Annotated in this window: 21 protein-coding genes and 1 pseudogene; 7 read left to right on the top strand and 15 right to left on the bottom strand. The window is 64.8% G+C overall.

What is annotated here, in order from left to right:
• Positions 1-54 precede the first annotated feature (54 nt).
• The 3 genes from ACFYOW_RS29105 to ACFYOW_RS29115 all read right to left on the bottom strand — a co-directional run bounded on the left by ACFYOW_RS29105 (position 55) and on the right by ACFYOW_RS29115 (position 4,482).
• Positions 55-1,287, bottom strand: coding sequence for a sensor histidine kinase (locus ACFYOW_RS29105; protein ID WP_387293160.1), 1,233 nt, complete (start codon positions 1,285-1,287; stop codon positions 55-57).
• On the bottom strand, positions 1,284-1,958 hold the full coding sequence (locus tag ACFYOW_RS29110) for a response regulator transcription factor (protein ID WP_387293162.1): 675 nt from the start codon (positions 1,956-1,958) through the stop codon (positions 1,284-1,286). The genes ACFYOW_RS29105 and ACFYOW_RS29110 overlap by 4 nt, the downstream gene beginning before the upstream one ends.
• A 685-nt stretch (positions 1,959-2,643) precedes the next feature.
• Positions 2,644-4,482 (bottom strand): AMP-dependent synthetase/ligase, encoded by a 1,839-nt coding sequence (locus ACFYOW_RS29115; RefSeq protein WP_387293261.1) that lies wholly within the window; start codon positions 4,480-4,482, stop codon positions 2,644-2,646.
• 657 nt (positions 4,483-5,139) lie between these two features.
• Here ACFYOW_RS29115 and ACFYOW_RS29120 point away from each other — a divergent pair.
• Positions 5,140-6,543 carry a wax ester/triacylglycerol synthase domain-containing protein gene (locus tag ACFYOW_RS29120; protein WP_387293164.1) on the top strand — a complete coding sequence of 468 codons (1,404 nt, stop codon included), beginning with the start codon at positions 5,140-5,142 and terminating at the stop codon, positions 6,541-6,543.
• Positions 6,544-6,665: 122 nt separating this feature from the next.
• Here the strand turns inward: ACFYOW_RS29120 and ACFYOW_RS29125 are convergent, their stop codons facing one another.
• The 4 genes from ACFYOW_RS29125 to ACFYOW_RS29140 all read right to left on the bottom strand — a co-directional run bounded on the left by ACFYOW_RS29125 (position 6,666) and on the right by ACFYOW_RS29140 (position 12,324).
• Positions 6,666-7,733, bottom strand: coding sequence for a tyrosine-type recombinase/integrase (locus ACFYOW_RS29125; protein WP_387293166.1), 1,068 nt, complete (start codon positions 7,731-7,733; stop codon positions 6,666-6,668).
• A complete protein-coding gene (locus ACFYOW_RS29130; RefSeq protein ID WP_387293168.1) occupies positions 7,730-8,128 on the bottom strand; it encodes a hypothetical protein in 399 nt (132 codons plus the stop codon). The genes ACFYOW_RS29125 and ACFYOW_RS29130 overlap by 4 nt, the downstream gene beginning before the upstream one ends.
• A 624-nt stretch (positions 8,129-8,752) precedes the next feature.
• Positions 8,753-9,193: a hypothetical protein gene (locus ACFYOW_RS29135; RefSeq protein WP_387293170.1), complete on the bottom strand. Its 441-nt coding sequence runs from the start codon at positions 9,191-9,193 to the stop codon at positions 8,753-8,755.
• A 464-nt stretch (positions 9,194-9,657) separates the two neighbouring features.
• On the bottom strand, positions 9,658-12,324 hold the full coding sequence (locus ACFYOW_RS29140; RefSeq protein WP_387293171.1) for a hypothetical protein: 2,667 nt from the start codon (positions 12,322-12,324) through the stop codon (positions 9,658-9,660).
• Between the two features lie 531 nt (positions 12,325-12,855).
• Between ACFYOW_RS29140 and ACFYOW_RS29145 the strand changes: the two genes are divergently transcribed.
• Together ACFYOW_RS29145 and ACFYOW_RS29150 are read left to right on the top strand one after the other, a co-directional pair.
• Complete coding sequence (locus ACFYOW_RS29145; protein WP_387293172.1) at positions 12,856-13,293, top strand: hypothetical protein; 438 nt, start codon at positions 12,856-12,858, stop codon at positions 13,291-13,293.
• Positions 13,290-13,730 carry a hypothetical protein gene (locus ACFYOW_RS29150; protein WP_387293174.1) on the top strand — a complete coding sequence of 147 codons (441 nt, stop codon included), beginning with the start codon at positions 13,290-13,292 and terminating at the stop codon, positions 13,728-13,730. The genes ACFYOW_RS29145 and ACFYOW_RS29150 overlap by 4 nt, the downstream gene beginning before the upstream one ends.
• 20 nt (positions 13,731-13,750) lie before the next feature.
• Here the strand turns inward: ACFYOW_RS29150 and ACFYOW_RS29155 are convergent, their stop codons facing one another.
• Positions 13,751-14,194, bottom strand: coding sequence for a pyridoxamine 5'-phosphate oxidase (locus ACFYOW_RS29155; protein ID WP_387293176.1), 444 nt, complete (start codon positions 14,192-14,194; stop codon positions 13,751-13,753).
• Between the two features lie 200 nt (positions 14,195-14,394).
• On the opposite strand from ACFYOW_RS29155, the gene ACFYOW_RS29160 reads away from it, so the two are divergent.
• Positions 14,395-14,793: a hypothetical protein gene (locus ACFYOW_RS29160; RefSeq protein WP_387293178.1), complete on the top strand. Its 399-nt coding sequence runs from the start codon at positions 14,395-14,397 to the stop codon at positions 14,791-14,793.
• 581 nt (positions 14,794-15,374) lie between these two features.
• Here the strand turns inward: ACFYOW_RS29160 and ACFYOW_RS29165 are convergent.
• Both ACFYOW_RS29165 and ACFYOW_RS29170 read right to left on the bottom strand, forming a co-directional pair.
• A complete protein-coding gene (locus ACFYOW_RS29165) occupies positions 15,375-15,677 on the bottom strand; it encodes a hypothetical protein (protein WP_387293180.1) in 303 nt (100 codons plus the stop codon).
• A gap of 183 nt (positions 15,678-15,860) precedes the next feature.
• Entirely contained in the window at positions 15,861-16,736 is an 876-nt protein-coding gene (locus ACFYOW_RS29170) for a hypothetical protein (protein WP_387293182.1), read from the bottom strand.
• A gap of 322 nt (positions 16,737-17,058) precedes the next feature.
• Here ACFYOW_RS29170 and ACFYOW_RS29175 point away from each other — a divergent pair, with 322 nt between their 5' ends.
• A complete protein-coding gene (locus ACFYOW_RS29175; RefSeq protein ID WP_387293184.1) occupies positions 17,059-17,463 on the top strand; it encodes a hypothetical protein in 405 nt (134 codons plus the stop codon).
• A gap of 66 nt (positions 17,464-17,529) precedes the next feature.
• Here ACFYOW_RS29175 and ACFYOW_RS29180 read toward each other — a convergent pair whose 3' ends face one another.
• From ACFYOW_RS29180 to ACFYOW_RS29195, 4 genes are all read right to left on the bottom strand, one after another.
• Positions 17,530-18,153, bottom strand: a complete 624-nt coding sequence (locus ACFYOW_RS29180; protein ID WP_387293186.1) for a hypothetical protein — start codon at positions 18,151-18,153, stop codon at positions 17,530-17,532.
• 713 nt (positions 18,154-18,866) lie between these two features.
• Positions 18,867-19,517 carry a slipin family protein gene (locus ACFYOW_RS29185; protein WP_387293188.1) on the bottom strand — a complete coding sequence of 217 codons (651 nt, stop codon included), beginning with the start codon at positions 19,515-19,517 and terminating at the stop codon, positions 18,867-18,869.
• Between the two features lie 320 nt (positions 19,518-19,837).
• Positions 19,838-19,984: a hypothetical protein gene (locus ACFYOW_RS29190; RefSeq protein WP_387293190.1), complete on the bottom strand. Its 147-nt coding sequence runs from the start codon at positions 19,982-19,984 to the stop codon at positions 19,838-19,840.
• Between the two features lie 152 nt (positions 19,985-20,136).
• The gene (locus ACFYOW_RS29195; RefSeq protein WP_387293192.1) at positions 20,137-20,727 is read right to left on the bottom strand and encodes a TetR/AcrR family transcriptional regulator; all 591 of its coding nucleotides are present in this window, start codon (positions 20,725-20,727) and stop codon (positions 20,137-20,139) included.
• Positions 20,728-20,820: 93 nt separating this feature from the next.
• Here ACFYOW_RS29195 and ACFYOW_RS29200 point away from each other — a divergent pair, with 93 nt between their 5' ends.
• Both ACFYOW_RS29200 and ACFYOW_RS29205 read left to right on the top strand, forming a co-directional pair.
• The gene (locus tag ACFYOW_RS29200; protein WP_387293194.1) at positions 20,821-21,231 is read left to right on the top strand and encodes a nuclear transport factor 2 family protein; all 411 of its coding nucleotides are present in this window, start codon (positions 20,821-20,823) and stop codon (positions 21,229-21,231) included.
• Between the two features lie 137 nt (positions 21,232-21,368).
• Positions 21,369-22,210: pseudogene (locus tag ACFYOW_RS29205) on the top strand (IS5 family transposase).
• Here ACFYOW_RS29205 and ACFYOW_RS29210 read toward each other — a convergent pair.
• Positions 22,200-22,499, bottom strand: a complete 300-nt coding sequence (locus ACFYOW_RS29210) for a DUF6412 domain-containing protein (protein ID WP_387293196.1) — start codon at positions 22,497-22,499, stop codon at positions 22,200-22,202. The pseudogene ACFYOW_RS29205 and the gene ACFYOW_RS29210 overlap by 11 nt on opposite strands.
• Positions 22,500-22,513 lie beyond the last annotated feature (14 nt).

Here is a 22,513-nt window from a genome sequence, read left to right on the forward strand (position 1 = left end):
GCGGAGTGTATGGACCGATTCTTGGAGCATTCTTGGAACAGACACCGCGACATCTCAATTCGTCGCGGCCGGAAGATGCAGGGTGAAGGCTGCACCGCGGCCGGGTGCGCCGTCGACGGAGATGCGCCCATGATGTGCCTCGACGACCTCACGGACCAGCGCCAGACCGATCCCGTGTGGGCGGGCGCCCGCGCTGTGCCCGTCGCCATGGGCGAACCGCAAGAACAGTCGATCGACATCCTGCGGATCGAGGCCGACACCGGTGTCCGATACCGTGACGTCGATCCGGTCGGCAGCTCGAGCGACACGCAATGTGATTGTGCCACCAGGATTTTCATGGCTGAGCGCATTGTCGACCAAGGCGAGGATCGCGCGCCGCAACGCCGGGCGAGTGCCCTCGACGATCAGCTCGCCCGTCGGCGGCCCGCTGGTGACCTCGACGGCGATATCGCGGTCCGCGGCGTAGTCGCCGACACTGTCGCGCACCTCGTGACACAGCCGCAGCAGATCGATGTGCTCAGCGCGACCTGGTTCGTGCTGCGTGGAAGCCGCCAGCAGCAGATCGTCGACGATATCTGCGAGGGCACGGGTATCGGAGACCAGATCGCGCAGCTGGGCGGTCAACGTCTCGTCGAACCTGTCGCGCTCGGCACGCCGAGCGAGTAGTTGCGCACGGGTGTGCAGCACGGTCAACGGCGCCCGTAGTTCGTGGGAGGCGTCCGCGACGAAACGGCGTTGCAGCCCCAATGCGGCAGCCAGCGGGCGGATTGCACGCCGCGAGAGCAGCACGGCGACTCCTGCCGCAGCGGCCAGACCGGCCGCCTCGGCGGCCAGCAACGCCATCAGCAACCGCAGCCGACCCTCCTGCCAGGGCGTCAGATCTACCAGCACCGCGATTCTGCGACCGGAACTGTCGGCCACCAGCGCCCGGTAGTCCACACCGTCAGAACGCAGATTCCGATATCCAGCGGAAGCCGCCACAGCGGGCGCGGTCGGCGTGGGCGCGTGATCACTCACCATGACCGCACCCTTGCGGTCGCGGATGGCGATGGCCATGCCGGGCGGTGGATCGTCGACGTCATCGACATGCGCGACCACCTGCGCCAGCTGAGTGTCGATCTGATCTTGCTGAATGTTCACCTCGACGATGTACAGCACCACACCGACCAGCGCCAACACCACGCCGAGCGCCAGCGCGGTCTGCACAGCGGCCCTGCGAGTGGTACGGCGCAGCACCGTCGACTCGGTGGGTATCGCGGCGGGTCGGCCCCGGCGGCGGATCCTCACCGGGTGCCGAGCCGATAGCCGACCCCGCGCACGGTGTCGATCACGCCGCGACCGAGTTTGCGGCGCAGGTAATGCACGTAGGTGTCCACCGTCCCGACGGTATCGGCGCGGTCGAAAACGAACTCGAGCAGTTGGGACCGGGTGAACACCTGCCGCGGTGACCGGGCCAGGACCGCGAGTAGCGCGCACTCACGCGCGGACAGGACCACTTCGTCGCGCCCACCCACCACCGAGCGCGCCGAAAGATCCAACGTCCGAGCACCGATCGGCAACGACACCGTCGCCGCCCGGTGGCGACGGTGCAGTGCGCGCACTCGTGCCAGCAACTCCGGGATTTCGAACGGCTTGACCAAGTAGTCCTCGGCCCCGGCGTCGAGACCCTCGACCCGGTCGGCAAGGGCTCCGCGGGCGGTCAGCACCAATGCGGGCGTGACGACGGCGCGGTCCCGCAGCGCCCGCAGTAGGTCCAAACCCTCCACGACGGGCAGCCCTCGGTCGATGATCATCACCTCGAATTGTTGGGTAAGCCCCCAGTGCAGTCCGCTCTGACCGTCCACGGCGGTCTGCACCCGATAGCCCTCCTCGACGAGCAGCGACGCCACCATCTCGGCCAGTCGGCGGTCGTCTTCGACCAGCAGCACCCGCGGGGCGGCGGTCTCCGAAGTCGACATACCGACCAGCTTGCCAGCGAATGTCGCCGGTCGTTTGCCTCGCAGTGATTGCCCACTGAATTCCCAGAGGCTGGCACCGCGACATCCTCGATAAGCCCGATCAGTGCCTGCGCGCCGAACGCTGTAGGTGTGCGGCTGTATCGGCCAATCCCAATAGCGAGCGTTGGTTGCCGCACCGGAGATACAGTGCCCGTCGGCTGCCCAGCACGACACAGCGTGCCCAACGGCAGCGGCCATGTCGTGGCCTCACAGGGTGCGGACTCGGAACCAGGTTGATCGGCGTGGGCTGCACCGAGCGCTGAACACATCACAGCGATGACGGCTCCGATCAGCGCGATAACCCTGGTTCTGGCACGGGATTTCGCTGTGGCGCTGATCATTGTCGATGCCCGCTGTCGTCGACAAGAGCGTCGACACCCGCAGGTCGGCGCCCATACCCAGTACGCGGCGAGAATCACAACTGTCCACCAGAGGCCCACCGCGGTATCCCTTACCGGTGCCGAGATGCCGCGTTCCAGGCTCACCCCGAACGCATCCTCGGTACGGTCGAGCGACTCCGTGACGCCGAGGCTGTCCGACCCGAGTTCGTGTTCCAACTCGCTGTCGCGCATCGCGTGCGGCGAGGTCCACAGTGCCGCTCGGCTACGAGATCCCGGAAGCCCGCGGCCGTAGGCATTGGTCGACGTCAGTGATAGAGGGCGTCGATGCTGTCGGCGAGGTTCTCGACGACTATCTTGCGGCGCAGTTTCATACTCGGTGTGAGATCGCCTGCCTCGACCGACAGTTCGTGGTCGATGATGTCGAATTTCTTGATCTGTTCCCAGCGATTGAGTTGGGCGTTCAGGTGGTCGACGTAGGCGGCGATCACGTCGTGGGTCTTCTCGTGCCGCGCGATTTCGGCGAGCGGTTTGTCTGCCAGACCGTGTTTGCCGGCCCATTCGGTGACGCTCTGGGCGTCGAGGCCGACCAGTGCGACGCAATAGGGTCGTGTCTCTCCGTAGACGATGAATTCCGATGCGTACGGACATATTCCCTTGAACGTGGCGGCAATCGCGGAGGGCGCGACGTACTTGCCCTGCGAGGTCTTGAACAAGTCCTTCTTGCGGTCGGTGATGTGCAGGAATCCCTCTGCGTCGATTTCGCCGATGTCGCCGGTGCGGAACCAGCCGTCCGCGTCCAGAGCCTCGGCGGTGGCATCGGGGCGGTCGTGATAGCCACTCATCACGCCCGGACTTCTGAGCAGGATTTCGCCGTCCTCGGCGATCTCGACCTCAGTGCCGGGGAACGGCTTGCCGACGGTTCCGAACCGGTATGCACCGGGGCGGTTGATGAACGAGGCGGCGGCGGTCTCGGTCAGGCCGTAGCCTTCGAGCACGATGATGCCGATCGCGTCGAACCACTGCGCGACATCGCGGTCTAAAGGGGCCGCTGCCGAAACGAAGTACCGCAGCCGCCCACCGAAGCGTTCACGGATTTTGGAAAGCACCAGCCTGTCGGCGATTTCGTGCTGCAAGGAAACCAGCAACGACGGTTGCTTGCCGGCCTGCCTGGCACGCGAAACCTTCAGGCCGACCCCGACCGCCCAGTCGAAAAGCTTCTTCTTGATCCCACCTTCTTCGGCCACCATGCCCTCGATACGGGCATGCGCCTTTTCGAAGATGCGCGGGGCGGCCGCCACGATGGTGGGGTGCAGTATTGCCATGTTGTCCACGATCTTGTCCACCCGGCCGTCGATCGCCGTGGGAAAGCCGATCAGCGGTGACAGTGCCAGCATCACCTTGCCGAACGCGTGGGACAGCGGCAGCCACAGAAAGTTCAGGTCGTCTGGGCTGAGAACGTTCAGGGCTTCGATCGCTGCGGCGCTGTAGGTCCATGCGGAATGCGGCAGCCGAACCCCCTTCGGGGTGCCGGTCGTGCCGGAGGTGTACATGATGCTGCCTAGATGCTCGGGCCGGATGCCGCGGATGCGCTCGGCGATCGTGTCGGGGGATTCGGCGAGCAGTCCGCGTCCGCGCTCTTCGAGGTCGTCGAGAGCGATCACCCAGTTCCCGTCGCCCTGGCCGTCGAAGATCACCACCTGCTGCACGTCAGGCAAATCGGCGCGATGCTCGATCAACTTGTCGACCTGGTCCTGATTCTCGGCAACCACGATGCGGCTGCCCGAGTTGGCGATGATGAACGCGACGCCGGGGGCGTTGGTGGTGGGGTACACGGTGGTAGTGGCCGCACCGGCGCACATTACGGCGAAGTCGGCGAGCACCCATTCGTACCGCGTTGACGACACGAGCGCGACCCGGTCTTCGGCCTGGATTCCCAGTGCTATCAGCCCGGCTGCGAGGATGTCGACGCGGTCACCGAACTGCTTCCAGGACACGCTGGTCCAGCCCTCGCCGTCAGGGATTCGGAACGCCTCCGCGTCTGGAGTCGCGGCAATGCGGTCGACCAGCATCTGGGCAACCGAGGATGCCCGGTGCTCGATCTTGCTGAGATCGGGAGGTTCCTCGGATTCCCGGAGGAACGTCATCATTTGATCCTACGAACCCACGGTCGATCGCTGAGGTTTTCGGACGAGAAAGATGGCCGCGAAGACAGCCCCGGCCCGGTCCCTGGAATCAGTCCGGCGAAAGGTTGCGGCTGTCTGTTCATGAAGTGGTCGGTTGATGAAGCTTCCTGCGTCGATGTCCACGCTCAGGCTGGACTCGTCGCGGGGTCGCCGGCCTGGTTGCGCGCCAGCGTGAACAGCGCCTCGCCTCCTGCTCGAAGTTCAGGCTGAGGACCGCGCCGAGCCGTAGAGGGTGGCTCGCAGATCGTCGATGTGGTCGGTGGGGTACGTCGTCTACGTGGCGGTGGATCCGGTCGACGGGGCGTTCGATCTCGGTGGGCGACCGCGATCATCGCCGCCGGCGACGGGCCGAGGCGCACGGCCGAACAGCGCATTCCTGTAGCCGGTGATTCCTCGCCAGGCACCCGAGGATGGGGACGAAGGGCCTCGCCATAAGAGTCTTCGTGATCGGTTGCCTTCGGCCGGGACCGAGGAGGCTTAGTAGTACGGATACCGCCGAGCATGCCGCCCTTCCGGCTCGCGAGATCGAACGCAGGCTGCTCGGCATAGAGGTCTGAGAAGAGGCATGACGTACTACGGCGAAGACGGCAGCAGGTGATGGGCGCCCGCGAATCCCACATGTCGCAGTCGGATCTGTTCTCGTGGAACATGGAGCGAGATCCGGCCCTGCGTTCGACCATCGTCTCGGTTCTGATCCTCGATACCGATCCGGACTGGGATCGTTTGGTGGAGACCATCGATCGCGGCACCCGCCTGGTGCCGAGGTTGCGGCATCGGCTGGTCACCGCGCTGTTCGGTCTCGCCCCGCCCAGGTGGGCGCTCGATCAGGGCTTCGACCTGTCCTGGCACTTGCGACGGGCCGCGCTGCCGGAACCGGCGACCATGTCCGCGGTACTCGAATTCGCGCGCACCGAGGCGATGACCGCCTTCGATCCGGCTCGTCCACTGTGGCGCTCGACGTTGCTCAGCGGCTTATCAGATGGAGGGTGTGCACTGGTGATGACAGTGCACCACAGCCTCACCGATGGTATCGGCGGCATTCAGATCGCCACCGCGCTGCTCGATCTCGATCGTGCGGGCACCGATCGTGGCCATCCGCCCGAGCCGCCGTACGACCATAACGGCGCGCTGCGCGATATCGTGGCCTGGAACTGGTCGGTCGGCTCGGATCTCCTTCGCGGCAGTATCCGGGCAACGCCGCACACCGCGTGGCGAGCTGCCACTCATCCCGCGCGGGCGGTACGTGACGGCGCCGCTCTCGCGACCTCGCTGGTCCGCCTGGCCAAGCCTGTTACCGCGACGCTGTCGCCGGTGATGATCGAACGCAGTCTCGGTCGCCGACTTGCGGTGTTGGATGCACCCGTCGAGCAAATGCGTGGTGCCGCGCGGGCTGTGGGCTGCACGATGAACGATGCATTCCTGACCGCGGTGGTCATAGGACTACGCAAATATCACGAGCGGCACGGGGCGAAGGTCGACCATTTGCGGCTGACCATGCCGATCAGTCTTCGGACGGCTGATGATCCGCTCGGCGGCAACCGGATCACGCTCGCTCGTTTCGCGTTGCCGGTCGATCTCGCCGAGACCGAAGACTTGATGCGCGCCGTGGACGCCACGGTCGACGGTTGGCGCCGCGAGCCGGCCGTACCGCTGTCCGGTGCTGTCGCTGCGGCGTTCAATCGGTTGCCGGTCGGCGTGGTCACCGAGATGCTCAAGCATGTCGACTTTGTCGCCTCCAACGTCCCGGGTTCCCGGGTGCCCCTCTTTATGGCCGGGGCGTGCATCGATCGTATGTACGCGTTCGGCCCCACCATCGGCACGGCCGTCAACGTGACATTGACCTCGCACACCGGAACCTGCTACGTCGCGATCAACGCGGACACCGCCGCGATCCCCGACCTCGCGACCCTGACCGAATGCCTCGCCGAAGGCTTCGCTGCCGTGCTCCGCCTCGGCGGCGAGCGTGCACCACAAACCGCCGCCAATGCCATCGTCGAAGCATCTCGATCGACATCGGTCTGATCGGTTCCCGAGGGATCAGACCACGAGGCGTATCGAGCCAGCCGGACGGAATCTCCTGGGTACCGACGAAAGACCCTGGCAGATGCGCGAACGGGTCGGCGTGCTGGTCATCTATCTCGATATCATCCTGTACTCGGCCGGCGGTGTGAACAGATCCCCGGATTCCGTGAGCGGGTGCGGCTCGCCGGTGAGCAGGACGAGCGCGCGGGCGACTTCCTCGATGCTGGCGGCGGTGTAGATGTCGTTGGCGCTGCTGAATCGATCGGAGTGCCCGCCATAGGCTTTCGCGACCGCTTTGCCGAAGTTGCGTTCGACGATACGCAGGGTGGTGTGGCGGAACCAGTGCGCGGTGATTCCTTGCACCAGCACGGCCGGGACGTGTTCTCCGATCGCCGGAACATGCGGTCGTATCGATTTGCGTTGATCGGACTGGTGTTTCGGTTGCGGAGTAGCTGCTCGCCGGGCCGTGCGCCGCGCTCGGCGCCGTGGCGGAGCAGTTCGTGCATCAAGGTCGGTGACACCGGTTGCCACCGGCTGGTGCCCCGCTTTTCGCGCAGTCGGATCAGGCATTGGGTGGGGTCGAGGTCTTCGGGGCGCAGCGAGAGCGCCCCCTTGACCCGGCAGGCGGTTTCGATGTGCAGGCGGATGATGAGGCTGTCGAGGTCGGGGGCGTTGCCGGTCGTGTCGGCGGCCTCGATGATCCAGCGCAGCAATTGATCCGGCAAGGCCCTGCGTGATGAGGGCACCGCCGCGGACTTGTTCAACCGGGTGGTGGGGTCGTCGTCGCGTCGGATGTAGCCGTCATCGACGGCGCGTCGATACAGGAACCGCAGCACGGTGATCGCGTGATCGACTACTCCGCGCCCGCCCCTGTCGTTGCTGCGGACCTGCCGGGTCGTCCGGAAATGCTCGATCATCGTTTTCAGTTCGGTGACCGTCGGCTCATCCAGCCGTCGTTCGGACCAACCGTAAGCGAGGATCTTGTCCCAATAGGACCGGTATGTCCGAAGGGAACTGCTGCCCGGCGGCATCGAGGCCAGCACCACGGGGATGTACTCGCCGAAAGTCGGCACGCGTCGCGCAATGCTCGGTGCCCCCAGCAGATCCTCGGGAGTCAGGTTCAGCTGCGCCAACAGCACTCGCGCCGCTTCGAGGGTGCCTGTACGGGTATCGATGACATGGTCTGTCATGACAGGCGCACCCCCAGGACGGCGTCGATGCGGGGCAGAATGGCTTCGTCGACTGCCAGGAGCGGAAAGACCGCCAGGACCCCCGGTGTGTGCCCGGCGGTCAGCAGCACCCAGTCCCCGCGCTCGATGCGGGCGGCATAGCGGGTTTGCGCCGGGATGTGCAGGTACCCCTTGGCCAAGATGACCGAGGTGTCGCTGCGCGAAACCGGCGCTTCGGGTTCCAGGCGGGTGACCAGGATCAAACCACCTCGGACCTCCCACTTCAGCCGGTCGCCGCCAGCCCAACCCAGCGTCGGCATGACCCCCAGACCGTAGACAGCCGAGACGGAGTCGATGCGGCGAACCGTATAGCACGCCTCGGAGTTTCGGTGCGGACGCAGGCGCGGCAAGGGCAAACCCGGCTCTCCTGGTCGGGCTGAGCCCGACTCGCTGGGCGCCGGTCCGGTGCGAGACGACTCGCGGCTGCCGAGCTCAGGCATTGCTTCACTCACAGCGACCACCCCGCTGACACGTGAAATCGCAGGTCGGAGACCGGGGCGTGGAGATGGGTGTCAGGGTGGTGAACTAACCCGGAAATGGGGGCGAATTCGCGCCAAGAGTGGGACCGAATGGGTCAAGAACGTCACGGCCGCAGGCGGTTTCGAGCTCGAGGCCAAAGGGACCGTCGTGCTGCTCATTGATCCGGTGGTTGTGCACGATGCGTCGGCGTCGTGGGCGCCACTCGGCGTTCGGCAGGCGCTGAAGGTGCTGTCGGCGACGGATTACCTGCGGGCGCGTCCGGCGTAGCCGTCTGCTAACCATGCGGTTCGCCCGCGCACAGCTATCCGAACACGCAAAAGGCAGTGCCTGCGACATATTCGCTAGCAGGCGTCGGGATCTCTTGTGCAACAACGCCTCCGGATGCCCCTCGGGCATGTCGGGGCAGATCAGGAGGCAGACCTACAGTGAAATGCACGACCAAAGGGCGAGTTCTGTTGGGCGGAACGCGAGGGACGATAGGCAAATCCTGAGCATTAAGATCATGCGGCTTCGCGATGTGGACGTTCGAGTGTGTTCCGCGCGCGTTCCAGTACCTGTCGCGGCTCGAAGTGGTCAGCCTGCCATGAGTCGGTGCCGATGCCCACCTTCCCGCGCCAGGCCCGCACGATCTTGGCGTGCACCGGCCATCGCACGAATCGGCGCATGTCATCTTCCGATTCCCACACCGTGATGGATCCGCCGCGCCACGCGGTGGGCCTGCCCCACAGCCACAGGCCCACCGCGCCCTGCATGACCGGCCAGGTGTTCCCCAGCTCGAGTCCGATCTCGTAGATGCTGCGGACTTCCTCCTCGGACCGGGCCAGGAAGTCGGTCACGCTGACGAACACACGCCCGGAAATGTCCTGGCGCGGACCGGGCTTCCACGGCATGAGCACGATGCCGTCCGCGAACGGCTGTTCGGGAATCTCAATAGTACGCATGTGCATATAGTAAGCATGCGCGTATGAATATGGGAAGTCGGCGGTTCGAACTCGGCTGATCCGCGCGGAAGGGTCGAATCAAGGCGGCTGCCGATCCGTATGCGGGACGCCGGTTCGGGCGGCCCGGGGCTGATGATCGCACTGGCGGGTCCGATTCGGTGACCGGTTCCAACCGGGCCGGGTCTGAGCCGGAACCCGAGCGAAAGCCGTTGCAGCGCAACGGCTTTCGTGTCGAACTGTGTGTTCGGAGAGAGTTCGCTTGCTACGTGCACGCCCTGACGCCGCCGGGCATGGATCCGTGCCCATGAACCCGTGTTCATCGTCACCGCCGATGTCACTCGGGTGGCGGCCGCGCACCTGATCGTGGTGTGCGCGGAGATCGTGCTGTCCCTCGCCGAACCGGCCGCGAAGCGCCGTGGGCTTTACCGCGTGCGGGCGCTTCCCGGTGTTTTCGTGGTGGCAGGTCAGAGATCCATGAGATCGGCTGCGAGACTGGACAATTCGTTCTTGTAGGTTGCCGCGAGTCCGACCAGTGAGTGGGCTTGGGCCTCCTGTGCTTTGATCATGGTTTCGAGAACCGTTACCCTTCGTCGAAGTTTCGCGATGATCCTCGCCTGATCGCTGATGATCGCTGCATGATCACTGATTCTCGCCGCTGCACCCTCACCGGCGGATGCCGGTTTCTCGGTGGCCAGGACGACTGAACTCGAATACGTCACCAGGTCCTCTGCTCCGACCGCCACCAATCCCACTTTCTCTTCGGACTCGACGCCTGTCTCGTCGTCGGTCGCTATCGCATCTTCGGTTACGTCACTCTCGGTGGGACTGCCCGCGTCCTCAGCTTCTTGCTCGATCTCACTAGCGGTGTCGCCTTCGGCTACCTCTTCACGTTCCGCAACCCCGACCTCTGCCTCGGGTTCGGTCTCGGCCACCGGTTCAGCCTCAGCCACCGGTTCGGCCTCCGGCTCTGGTGTCTCCGCAACCGCGGGCTTTTCCTCGGTCACCGGTTCGGTCTCGGCCGCGGGTTCGGCTTCTGGTTCTGGTGTCTCCGCAACCGCGGGCTTTTCCTCGGCTATCGCGTGTACTTCGGTGGCGAATTCCACTTCGGGGGGCTGTGCCACGCTCTCTTCTTCAGCTACGTCGATGTCACCCACCTCGGCCACCGTGTGGTCCTCGGTTGGTGCGTCGGTTTCGGCAGCGACCGCCTCGGCGGAGGCATCGGTCTCGACATCCTCCTCATCGTCAGCTGCTGCGTATTCTTCGTCCGCTTCCACACCCACTGCGGCAGATTCGGCTTCGGCTTCGGCCTCGGTCACGGGTTCAGCCTCAGCCGCTGGTTCGGCCTCCGGCTCTGCTGCCTCCGCAACCGCGACCTCTGCTTCGGGTTCGGTCTCGGCCACCGGTTCGGCCTCCGGCTCTGGTGCCTCCGCAACCGCGGGTTCTTCCTCGGCCACGGGTTCGGCCTCTGGCTCTGGCGTCTCCGCAACCGCGGGCTCTTCCTCGGCTATCGCGTGTATTTCGGTGGCGAATTCCACTTCGGGGGACTGGGCAACGCCTACTTCCTCAGCTACCTCGATGCCACCACCCACCTCGGCCACCGTCGCGTCCTCGGCTGGTGCGTCGGTTTCGGCAGCGACCGCCTCGGCGGAGGCACCGGTCTCGACATCCTCCTCATCGCCAGCTGGTGCGTATTCCTCGTCCGCTTCCACGCCCACTGCGGCAGATTCCGCTTCGGCCTCGGCCGCCGCTGGTGGCTCACCCTCGGTTACTACCTGCCCCTGTTCAACCACTTCGAAGATCCCGGCCGCCTCAGCATCGGGTGACTCCGCCGCGGCTGCCTCGCCCGCCAGCTCTGTTGCGTCGGACGCTTCCGCCTCTGGGGCGGGGGCCGCATGTTCTTCGTCGGCTGCATCGCCCGCAACTGCTTCAGCCTCGGGCGCCTCCTCGCCGTGTGCGGGTGCCTCGCTTTCAGCGACGACCTCCGCCGCAGCGACCTGCTCTTCTTCGGCCTCCGCCTCCTCCGCAACGGTCGGTTCAGTCTCGGCGACTACCGCATCGCTGTCTTCTGCGGCGACGTCCACCTCGGCCGGTGTTTCGGTCGTGACGTCCGCACCGCCTTCAGCTATCTCGCCGGAGGTGCCGACCACCTCCTCGTCGGCCACCTTCACATCACCTTCGTCGGTGTCGGCGTCCTCCGTGGTCTCGACTTCGGCTTCGGCCTCAACTGCCGGTTCGACTTCCGGCACTTCACCTTCGGCCTCAGTCGCAGCCACGGTAGCGGTCTCCGCCACCGACTCCGCACCTTCACCATCAGGTTGAGCCTCGCCAGCTGTACTCTCGGCAGCGACATCGTCTTCGGCGTCCACGCCAGCCGTTTCCTCAGCCGCATCCGCGACCTCGACTCCGTCGGCCTCGACTAACCCCGCGGCTTGCGGCACTTCATTTTCGTCTGCTGTTTCGGCTTCGGTCTCGGCGGCTGCCTCACCCTCGGCTTCGGCGATCGGCGCCGCAGTTTCGGCCTCAGTATCAGGTTGAGCCTCGGCGGTGGCTTCGTCTTCGGCGGCGGTCGCTTCCGTTTCCTCGACCGAGTCGGCAACTTCGGCTTCGGCCTCGACTGTCGAGTCGGGTTGCGGCACTTCATCTTCGGCTGTCGCCGAGTCTTCGGTCGGTGTCTCATCCTCGAGTGCCACAGTTTTGGTGACCGCTTCACCCTCAGCAATCGGATCGCTCTCGGCGGCGGAGGATTCACTGGCGTCGGGTGCGTCAGCTACGGGTTCCGCCTCAGCGTCGGCGACACCCTCGGCCACCACCAGTTCAGTCTCAGCAAATGCGGATTCAGCTCGCGTCGCTTCGGTACCCTCGGTCACAGCTGTGGGCTCCCACTCGGCCGCCACATCGTGCTCAGCCACCGATACCGTAATCTCCTGGGCTGCTTCAGCTTCAGCAGCCGCCGCTTCACTCTCAGCCGCCGGTTCGCCCTCGGCGAGCGCGGTTTCGCCCGCTGCGTCCGGCACTTCGACCTCGGCCGCAATGGCCGTCTCCGGCTCGGTCACCGCCACCTCGCCGTCGGTAGCTGTCGTCTCCTCCTCGGCGTCGTCGGTGGTCCGCGCCCGGTCGTCGGTCGTTGTCATAATTGTCTGCCCTTTCGAACACTGCGATACTTCCCCGGCTTGAGCCCCGGGGGCCTACAGCGTCGCACGGGATCGAGGTTGCTGCCGCCGAATCCGACGGTGCTGGTACGCAATTCAGCAGAAGTACACAGTCGACACCAATCTGTGACCCGAAATGCCGGTGACGTCGTGCTCGCTTGTTCCGAGCGGCCGCACCTCGTCACGCGACTACACGCGCACGACTCATGTAAACCTATGATGCTGAAATGTTGCTGCGCCAGTGCAAAACCCGGTCGGCGCGAACTAGCCGCACCCGATAATGGTCAACCCTGCACGCCGCAAGGTCGCGCTCGTGACCGAATGGTCCGAGCGGCGGCGCTGCTGCTCGCCGACCGCGCCGACGATACGAATTGTCGATGTCGACCGCTCTCTCCATGAATGCGGTCCACAGACCGACACGAAACCCTGACTTCGCATTTCGCGGAACCTACGCTCCGCCATTAGTGGTTCCGAATTAGTGGTTCGGACTCCGGAAATGCATTGGGGGAACTCATGTTCACAGGACGCACACTGTGGCCGTCTGATCAGCCGATCGCCGCGCCCGCGTTGACGGTATACAACAACAAGTTGGTGTTGGTGTGGGCGACGCAGAGCGGCACCATGTATGCAGCGTCGGGGATGGAAGCCGACGGGGTTGTCAATGCGAAACCATTGCCGTCGGACTTCAGCCTGCAACGCCCAGCGTTGGCTTCGCATGCCGAGACCGGGCTGCTCTACCTCGGCTATACGCGCACCGACGGCCGGATGTGGCTCGCGTGGTCGAACAATGGCGTCGACTACCAGGATCGACGGGAGTGGCTGGAGCCACCGATCGGTGGGCCCGCGATGCAGTCCGACAACGTCTCGCTGTGGTTGAGCTATACCGCACAGCGCAACCGGTACTCAGTGCGGTCAAATCGCAGAATCCACCGTTCAGTTATTACGGGATGACCCCGGAACCCGCCGAGCAAAGCGTGGATACTCCGGAACTGGTGATCCATCCCGCCAAGGGGGTGCTCCTGGCATGGACGGGTATGGACAGCGCGAACAATCTGAACGCGCGCTACATCGGCGTCAACGTCCCGCCCGGTAGGGCCACCTTCAGCGATCGGCTCATCGGCGGCCCGAACCTGTTCACCCTCGGCGGCCGCTACGTGGCGGGCTACACCGGCAAGAACACCAATATCTACATGCTCTTCGATATCGACAACCTGAACGAGGGGCAAGCGCAGCGGTGGAAATTCGCCGATACCAGCCCGTGGCCACCCACGGTCGCGACCATCAACGGGGTCACCTACGTCGCTTGGTTCGGCACCGACGGCCAGAACAAGCTCAACTTCGTCGACCTGGGCTCCATGCCGACTATCTACCGAGGCGGCAGCGGATAGCCGCCCGTCCGTTCGGCGCCTCAGCCGTTGCCGTAGATGCGATCCGGGACGACGAGAACGACTGCGCGGCGCTCGGCAGCCATGACCCGGTCATATTCGTCCCAGTCGTCGTGGGTGCCACCTGCCGCAGTGAAAACCTCCCGCAGCAACTGCCGCAGCCGCTCGGCGTCGATGTCCGGCATCGGGTCGTCGGGACCCGCGATCCACACCGATCCCTCAACGGCCGCCCACGCCCACCCGACACGGACGACAACCGTCATCCGCGCCTGAACACGGAGGTTGTCCAATTTGCGCGTACCACCGCGGATCACCATGCCCACCACAGGCTCACCGGTCTGCGGGTGCGCCAATACTCCTGCGTTGACGAGCGAGGACTGAACAGTGCCATCGGCCCGCGAGGTCGAGACGACGCAAAGGCCATGATCGCCGGCGATCAGTCGAGCAAAGTCCGCGATATCGGTCACGGCCGAAGTCTACGGAGCGCGGGCGGAAATGCAGGCGTGCCGAAGCAAATCCGTGCAACCTCGAACACACGGCCTGGCACAGCCGATCCGGTGGGACGACTTCGCCGCGTCGCGCGGTGATCATCGCCGGACGTGGCGAAGTCGGAATTACGCGAGGACACTGAAGGCGTAGCGCCGAAGTCGACTCCAGGAGCAATGTGATGGCACCCGACAGGCCTTTTGGGTTCGATCCGGAAGAATTCGAGCGCGCGTTGCGGGAGGCGGGGATCGAATTCCGTGACCTGCTCGGAAAGGCCGGCGAATACATCGATCGCACCAGCGGGAGTACCCTGGCGTCGCTGCTGGGCCAGTTTGTTCAGCCGGAGCGCACGCGGCCACCGAAGCCGGAGGGCGAGACCACCGGCGAGACCGGCAGTGGAGTGTGGGTCATCTACAGCGTCGATGACGCCGGCGAGGCCAGGGTCGAGCAGGTTTTTCCGAGCGAGCTCGAGGCTTTGCGTGCGCATCGCGACAATACCGACGAACGCCGTCGCGTGCGGTTCCTGCCCTACGGCGTCCCCGCAACCGCGCTGGGCACCCAGGTGCGGAACTCAGATTGACGGCAGCGCAATAGGCGAGCAGGCCCACGTACTTCGCCAGCGGATGTAGCTGTAGTCGGGACCATAAGTCGGCGGGCGCGCACGGACGTTGCCCCAGTGGGGAACTCAGGCCTCAGCGCATGGCTTGATGAGGACCTCGAGAGCGGCTTACCGGAGGAGGCCGCTCATGTTCATGGAACTCTGCGGACCGGTCTGCCAGGACTCGATCGCGGGCCAAACCTGGTCAACCTTGTGGGCGGGGGCGCGCGGACGCCGCTGGGAGGGTCGCGCGTCCCGCCACGACGTGTTGCGTTTCGAACTCTCCCGGAAATTTCCGGGCCGTCCGGCGAGTTCTCCGAACGGCACGAAACCCGGTGTTCATGGAAGCCCCGCACGCACCGCGCGGAGGGCTATCTCGTTGGCAGGCAAAAGGAATCATCACAGTTCACCCAGCCGTGGCTAGTCGACACGACGAATGGACGGTTTGATTCCGGCAAATGCACTGCAATAGCGCGTACACGCCGATGTGTAGCGTAGCGGCACAAAAGAAGTCCCGGCCCCGAGAGCCGACTCGGACGAAGCGGTGGTCTACCGAGACCGAATCAGGAGGCGGGCTTGGGCTGGGTCAGGTCCCTGACGCCGGTGATCGAATTGATGATGTTGAGGATGGCAGTGGTGCCGTGGTCGATGGCGGAGCTGCCGGAGTCGAACAAGGCGGAACCGGAGGACGAGCCGGCCGAACCCGAGGATGAGCCGCCGTCGGCCGAACCCGAGGAGCCGGTGCCGGCGGAGCCGGTGGCGGCCGAGGGGGCGGAGGGAGCGGCGGAGGCCATCGCGACCGGGCCGAAGAACAGGGCGGCGGCGGAGACGGTGGTGGCGGCGACCAGGACCTTGCGAGAGAACATCTACGGAGCTTCCTTTCACAGATGGATAACGACGCCATCACGGCGCGCACCACAAATGTTATGAAGAAGAAATCCGCAAATCCACTACTCTCATTGTGTGAATAATCACCGTTAATAATCGGCTAACGGTAAATAATACCGATGTAACACATTTGATCTTCATTTCGGATGCGAATTCCATGATCAAATTCGGTTGATTTCTTCGAAAGCGCCGCGTAATAGCGTGGGGCGGACCCGATCTCGCAGCGGACCTTCGATCCCGGCACTACGCGACCTAGAACCGGCGACGCGCTCGGCGGGCCGCCACCATGAGGGCGATCCGGCGTTACCGGGCGAGGTGTCGCGCCGCGCGCCGACACGAAACACGCGGAAACCGATGTCGTCTCTCCCCTGCTGTGCTATAGGACTGCGGGCGTCGCTGCACTGCTCTGGTGTGTCGGCACGGTGGTCAGCGCTGGTTCTGCCCCGAGCTGCCGGACAGGGTGAGACCCGCACGATGTACTCGTGATCCAGCTGCGCCAGCGTCTCCGGCTCGGTGCCGCGGTTGTACGAGATCTTCACCGCGACCAGCCGTTGCATCGACCGTTGCCGCGCCAGGAATACCCTTGCGAAGGCGCCGCTGCCCAATTCGACGAGCAGGTCGAAATCGTCCACGCTCGCACCGGCGCTGATCCCGTTGAGCGCTTCCAGAGACCGCGGCGGGGCGATCAGCGTGCTGCGGTAGTTGATATCGGACCCGGTCGGCGCGGTGGTACCCACTTCGGTGGGCTGCGTACCGCGATCCGGGTCGCGTCCGGATCGGCGCCGCACATGGAATTCCTCGTAGGCGAGATCGGGTGGCGTCGGCCCGGTGCACAGTTCGGCGTATTCGGCGCAGTACTGGGCGAGCCGCTTCGGATGGTCGTAGCGCAGCCATCGGTACTCCAGATCGACCTTGATCAGCTCGATCAGACACATCCGCCGCAATCCGGGCGCATCCGGCAGATACTCCGCGAGGTCCGGTGGCGCACCGGTCTGATCCCAGGTGTCGGCGAACCGCCTGACAACCGATGCCAGCAAGGTGCGAGTTCGGTGGACAGCATCCGACTCATTCGTCGTCGGTGAGGGTGGGCACTTCGGCGTGGTGGATCCGCCGAGACGAGCGTCTGATCGCGTAGACCGGCGCGATCCGGATTCTCCACCGCTTGGCACTACACCGGATATGCCTTCTTCGGCCGCTGGACCAAGCATGAGTAATTGCTCGATCGCGGTGTCAGTGGGGGTGTCAGGTGTGTGTCAGGTCGGTGTCAGCCAGCCCGGCGACAGTGTTCACATCGAGCAAGACGACCGGCACCGACACGGTTTCAGTCGGCGCCACCACCGATTTCGAGGAGTACACGACATGTCGATCACCATCTCCCTGACCGACCAGGACAAGAGCACCCTGCGCACCGCCGCCTACGGCGCGGTGTCGCTGATGGCCGCCTCCGGTGCGCCGCACAAGGGCATCACGCAGGCCTCGGTCGTCCTGACCTCGGCAACCGGGCTGGTCGGGCACGTACTCGCCGCCAAGTCCAAAGACATCCACCTGCAAGGTAAGTCCGTTGCCGAACTCGCCGATCAGGTGCTGCCCGCCCTGACAGCGGCCGCGAGGCTGCTCGGCGAGCAGGACCCGCGCGAGGCCGACAACTTCCGCGGCACGGTCCTGATCGCCGTCGAAGCCGCCGCCGGGCCCCGCAAGGGCGAGCCCAGCCTTGCCGCGGCCGCGATGGCCCGCAAGATCACCGCAGCCCTCGACGCAGCCTGACGGATAGCGGAAAAGCCGAAATCCCCTGCAGCTGCAAGGGATTTCGGCTTTCAGGCGGGCCGTTCCTCACTGGTCCATGATGCTCTTGGCGCCCACCATGCCCACCATGCTGAGGATCGGGAGCCCGATCACCAAATGTTCGACCGCCGTGGAGATACCCACCCAGAGGTGGCTCGACAGTGCGAGTGGAATGATCACCGCCGCGGCGGTGAGGATTCCCAGGATCCAGTTGAAGAACAATTCCGGTGACGGAGTGCCCAGGCGCAGCAGGTACCAGAGCACCCCGGCCAGCAGGGTGCATATGAAGGCCACGGCCGCGAACCAGTACGCGTCCTGGGACATCGGGTTCCACACCCCGAAATTGCCGCTCTCGGTCACCCGGGTGGCGATGATCTCGATAATCCAGGCGCACAGCCAAGCCGCGAGCGCGGTCACCACCGCCGCCGCGAACACACCACCAACGAACATACCGATGTTGACGTCCGGCCCCTGCTGTGGTCGAGACTGCCGGTCCGGATAATCGGACTGCTGATACGTGCCGTATCCGTGGTCTGGGCTGTATCCGTGGTCTTGGCTATACGCGGGATCACGGTAGTTCCCCGGCTGATAACCCGCTTCGTAATGTGTGGTGTGCTGGTCGCGCGGATCCCTGGGGTTCAACCGCCGATCACCTCCGTCGAGAGCATTCATGTGCGTCGAGTGTAGGGCTGCCGTGAACAGGCTGCTGCCCGCTTGTCCATTCCGGCGCTCCGTATGCGCAATATGACCCAATCGGAACACAAACGGGTGCTTGATGGTTCGTCATGTCGCGGATGTCCTGATCTTGGGCTGATGGCCGTCCGGTCTCGACAACTCGATGGTCTGCGGATCGAGGGTGCGCATCCGGCACGCTCGTTAATGCGGATGGGTCCCGCAAACATGGCCATGGGTCTCAGCGCTCGTCTTCTCCTACGCCACCTACACGGCGGATCGGCGCGCTGGTTGCGGCCGCCATCACACTTCTTGCTTCAATGGCTTCGTTCGGTGCTGTTCTCGTGGCACGTAGCGGATCTGCTGCGGCCCAGGGGCCGGGCTTCTGGATCGGAGCCACCTATAACAACGGGCACGTTTACTCGGACCGCAGCAACATCAGCCTCGCAGACGTCGCCGATAAGGTTCAGCGAGCCTGTGGCCCCTCCTGCCCGGAGCCTCGCGCGGTAGGAAATGCGTGCATCGCACTCGCGATCAACCCGAGAGGCGCTTGGGGATCGGACTGGGGCAACACCATCGCCGAGGCCGAAAGCAAGGCGATTCGATTCGCGGAAACGGCCGTCGGAATTCCCGGTCCCTTTCACATGTGGTCGGACTGCGCCTGAGTCGCACAACGCTGAAAGCCCTTGTCCGCGTGGACAAGGGCTTTCAGCTCACGTGCGCTCGCGCGGGTCGAGCACTACCTGTGTGCCCGGAGTGGTTGCGACCTGTAGGGTGCGCAGTCGCAGCAGTGTCGGGTGTTCCTCGAGTAGTCGCGCGGTATTGGCCAGTGACCGTAGTGCGGCCGCTTCCGCCCGCGCTCGTTCGAGCTCGGCCCGGCCGCGTTCCTTGGCGAGCACGGTTTCCAGTGCGGCCTTGCGTAGTTCGCCGGGCAGCATCAGGTCGCGGGCGTTGAGTGCGTCGATGCGCATGCCGAGTCCTGTTACAGCCGTGGTGATTTCGGCGATGTCCCCGACGAGCAGCGTGCGGTCGGTGACGAGTTCGTCGAGGGAATGGCTTGCCACGGCCCGGCGGGCGGCATCCTGCACCGCCGCGTACAGCACGCTTTCCGGGTACTGCGCACCGGTGGTGAACGCCTCCGGATCGGTGACCTGCCAGTTCAGTGCGTAGCTGACCCGCAGTGAGAGTCCGTCGCGGGTGAGCAGTTCCTGGCCGCTGACATTCAGCAGCCGGGGCCGCATGTCGACGACGATCAGCGTGCAGCGCTTGGCGTCGTAGCGGTGGCGCCCTGGCTCGAGTACTCGCTCGAGTGTGCCGTCGCGGTACAGCAGCGTTCGCTGCCATTCCATGACCGTCGTGTACATGTTTCACTCCTCCCGTACCGTGTGTCGTTGGCTGCCTGGTTGTTTCGGATGTCACCCGGTTCCGGTCACGGGTCCGCAGCGGGGGCGTCCCGCGGCTGTAGCCGCGGAGCCCGCAGAGCCGTTTGCCGTATCCGCCCGGAACCGGGTGGCATCGCAGTGGGAATCGAACCCATCCAGGCTTGGAGCCCTTCGCCAGGTGCGAGACCGAGCCCGACACGGGGAACGCGGGTGCGGAGATTCCGCTGCGCCCCTTGACTCGACCTGGAACAACCATAGGGTTCGCGGTACGGGTGCGCGAATGATTTATCGCCGCTTCGGTTTCACGCCGGTTTGGGGGCGGCGTTGGCCCGGGTCGCGGCGACTTGCTTTGCCTCGGCGGCCTTTTCGGCATCGAGGCGGCGGTAGACAAAGTGCTGTTGTGCAAGCGTCCAGGCATTGTTCGTGACGAAGTACAGCAGGATCGCCACCGGCAGCAATGCGCCGCCGAGAATCGGGGCCGCCGGGAAGACCCACAGGCTTAGACCGTGTCTTACGTGGTTGCACCTAGAACGTCGGTGTCGCAGGCCAGATCGGCCAGCTCGGGCAACGCCGTGCAGGCGTGCCGCACATTGGAGTGCGCTCAGTCCGCGGGGGTGGAGTCTTCGGTGTCGGCCTTGGTGATTGAGCGGACGACTGGGCGCAGAATCTCGACTACCCGGTCCGGGTCGGCCTCGGTGAGGTGATCGAGCTTGACCAGATGGCGGCACAGGACGATGCCGAGTAGCGCGGCGCTGACCACTTCTGCACGTAGATCGGCTTCCTCACCAGGGATGGCTTCGCTGATCTGATCCTTATAGATACGCGAGGAGGTGCGGATCTCCTCGGCGGCCTCGGGGTGGGTGAGCATCGACCGCAGCATGGCCAGCGAGGTAACCGGTTCCTCGATCAGTGAGTCGCGCAGTCTGTCGAGCAACTGCTCGGCGATATCCGCGGCGCTGCCCCCGGCGAGCAGTGCCGATCCGGACCCGATAGCGCTCAGGAACAGCTGCTGTTTGCTGCCGAAATAATGGATGACGAGTCCAGGATCCACGCCCGCCGCGGTGGCGACTGCGCGGATGGTGGTGCGGTCGTAGCCGGATTCTGCGAACAACGTGCGGGCGTGGGCGAGGATCCGCGCCTCGGTATTGCGTCGCTGCTCGGCCCGCGAAGTGGGCGCCGGAGGGTTGCTCACCCGCGTCATTCTACGGACGTTGACCAAAGCTGGTTTTCGTTCTACGCTCGTTGAACAACTGATTCAACGAGCGTTCAACGAAAGAGTATTGCGATGAGCCAACCAGCAGTGGAAAGCCCGCTACAGGTCTTGGAGCAGCGAAACAAGGCGATCCTCGCCAACGACATGCACGCGTTCGTGGACCTGTTCGCGGAGGACGGCGTGATCGAGATGCCGTTCACTGCAGGCGAATTGCCTGCCCAGTTGGCAGGCAAGGAGGCAATTCGGGCATATGCGATCGACGCCGGCCGCGGTGGGTTCCGTCTCGACGAACTGCGTGTACATCAGACCCACCAAACCGCCGATCCGGAGGTCGTGATCGTCGAACTGACCTCCGTCGGACGCGTCACGTCGACCGGCCAGCCGTTCAAAGTGCCCTGTATTCAGGTCTTCCGGATCCGCGACGGGAAAATCGTGTTGTTCCGTGACTATGTCGGCCATGCCTTCCTACCGGACCTGAGCTGAGCTCAATCCAAGCGGACTTCGCGTAGCGCTATGGGCACGTTCCTGCCGCCTCGATCCCATCCTGGTCGAACTCTTCGGGCCTGTGATCGTGTCTCACGTTGTGTAACGAGATGGGTTGCACTGGTTGATGTTTGAGCGTGGCTGATGTGTTGTCGGTCCGGCTGGTGCCGGACGAGTTGTGGGAGATCGTGGAGCCGTTGTTGCCGGAGTTCACCGCTCGCCGCCAAGGTGGCGGTACCGCTCCGGTCGAACAGCGGGCGGTCTTCACGGCAGTGGTGTACGTGCTGACCAGCGGCTGTGCGTGGCGGATGCTGCCGGATCAGTTCGGGGTGAGTGTGCCTACGGCCCATCGCCGGTTCACCATCTGGACTCGGGCGGGGGGTGTGGCGGCGGTTGCATCGGGCAATGTTGGACGAGCTGGGCAGCCAAGGCTTGATCGACTGGTCACGGGCGGTGATCGACGCGGCGTCGGTGCGAGCCAAAAAGGGGGCGACATGACCGGGCCGAGCCCAGTCGATCGCGGCAAGGCCGGCTCGAATCTGCACGTGGTGTCCGACCGTGCGGGAATCCTTCTGGCCGTAGGTATTTCGGCCGCCCACACCAATGACGCGGAGGCCCTCGCCCGTTGGTACGGGCAATCCCGCCGGTGCGGTCGCGGCGTGGACCGCGGCGGCGTAGACCGGCGAAACTGCACGCGGACAAGGCATACGACATCATCGAACTGCGTGAATGGATACATCAGCGCGGAATCGCCGTTCGCATCGCCCGCAAGGGCATCGAGTCCGCGGACCACCTCGGTCGCCATCGCTGGGAGATCGAGCGCACGATGTCCTGGCTGACCGGCTACCACCGGCTCGACATCCGCTACGAGCGCAAAGGCATCCACTCCTGCGCCTTCCTCACCCTGGCCGCAGCACTCACCTGCTTCAAAAAGCTGACGAAGGCGAAACAGCGACGTAAGGCATGGTCTAAGCGCTGACCGAACCAGGTGCTCGTGGGCGCGGACGTCCGACGGTGTCCGGATTGCTCTGACGCAGGAAGGAACCCCGGCGGCGACGTTGCGCCGAGGGTGGCGGACCCGAGTGGGCCAGCGCCATCGGGATACGTCGAGTGCTCTGCGGGGCGAGCAGTGTCAAGGTCAGCGACGCGGCGATGACACCGAAGACGGCCAGTGCCGCCGGTTCATTCGGCGGCGCCGCGGCCAGGGCGAGCGCGGGCACGACGAGTGCGAAGACCGCAAACGCCATGATGTGTTCCCGCGAGAACATGCCAAGAGCTTACC

It is taken from the genome of Nocardia sp. NPDC006982 (assembly GCF_042869435.1).
Classification (GTDB): domain Bacteria; phylum Actinomycetota; class Actinomycetes; order Mycobacteriales; family Mycobacteriaceae; genus Nocardia.

Bases quoted from the DNA above. Each gene is read 5' to 3' on its own strand.
- ACFYOW_RS29110 (WP_387293162.1), bottom strand. From the start codon at position 1,958: ATGTCGACTTCGGAGACCGCCGCCCCGCGGGTGCTGCTGGTCGAAGAC.
- ACFYOW_RS29135 (WP_387293170.1), bottom strand. From the start codon at position 9,193: ATGCGTACTATTGAGATTCCCGAACAGCCGTTCGCGGACGGCATCGTG.
- ACFYOW_RS29160 (WP_387293178.1), top strand. From the start codon at position 14,395: ATGGCACCCGACAGGCCTTTTGGGTTCGATCCGGAAGAATTCGAGCGC.
- ACFYOW_RS29115 (WP_387293261.1), bottom strand. From the start codon at position 4,482: ATGACGTTCCTCCGGGAATCCGAGGAACCTCCCGATCTCAGCAAGATC.
- ACFYOW_RS29145 (WP_387293172.1), top strand. From the start codon at position 12,856: ATGTTCACAGGACGCACACTGTGGCCGTCTGATCAGCCGATCGCCGCG.
- ACFYOW_RS29165 (WP_387293180.1), bottom strand. From the start codon at position 15,677: ATGTTCTCTCGCAAGGTCCTGGTCGCCGCCACCACCGTCTCCGCCGCC.
- ACFYOW_RS29120 (WP_387293164.1), top strand. From the start codon at position 5,140: ATGTCGCAGTCGGATCTGTTCTCGTGGAACATGGAGCGAGATCCGGCC.
- ACFYOW_RS29140 (WP_387293171.1), bottom strand. From the start codon at position 12,324: ATGACAACGACCGACGACCGGGCGCGGACCACCGACGACGCCGAGGAG.
- ACFYOW_RS29180 (WP_387293186.1), bottom strand. From the start codon at position 18,153: ATGAATGCTCTCGACGGAGGTGATCGGCGGTTGAACCCCAGGGATCCG.
- ACFYOW_RS29150 (WP_387293174.1), top strand. From the start codon at position 13,290: ATGACCCCGGAACCCGCCGAGCAAAGCGTGGATACTCCGGAACTGGTG.
- ACFYOW_RS29210 (WP_387293196.1), bottom strand. From the start codon at position 22,499: ATGTTCTCGCGGGAACACATCATGGCGTTTGCGGTCTTCGCACTCGTC.
- ACFYOW_RS29185 (WP_387293188.1), bottom strand. From the start codon at position 19,517: ATGTACACGACGGTCATGGAATGGCAGCGAACGCTGCTGTACCGCGAC.
- ACFYOW_RS29200 (WP_387293194.1), top strand. From the start codon at position 20,821: ATGAGCCAACCAGCAGTGGAAAGCCCGCTACAGGTCTTGGAGCAGCGA.
- ACFYOW_RS29175 (WP_387293184.1), top strand. From the start codon at position 17,059: ATGTCGATCACCATCTCCCTGACCGACCAGGACAAGAGCACCCTGCGC.
- ACFYOW_RS29125 (WP_387293166.1), bottom strand. From the start codon at position 7,733: ATGACAGACCATGTCATCGATACCCGTACAGGCACCCTCGAAGCGGCG.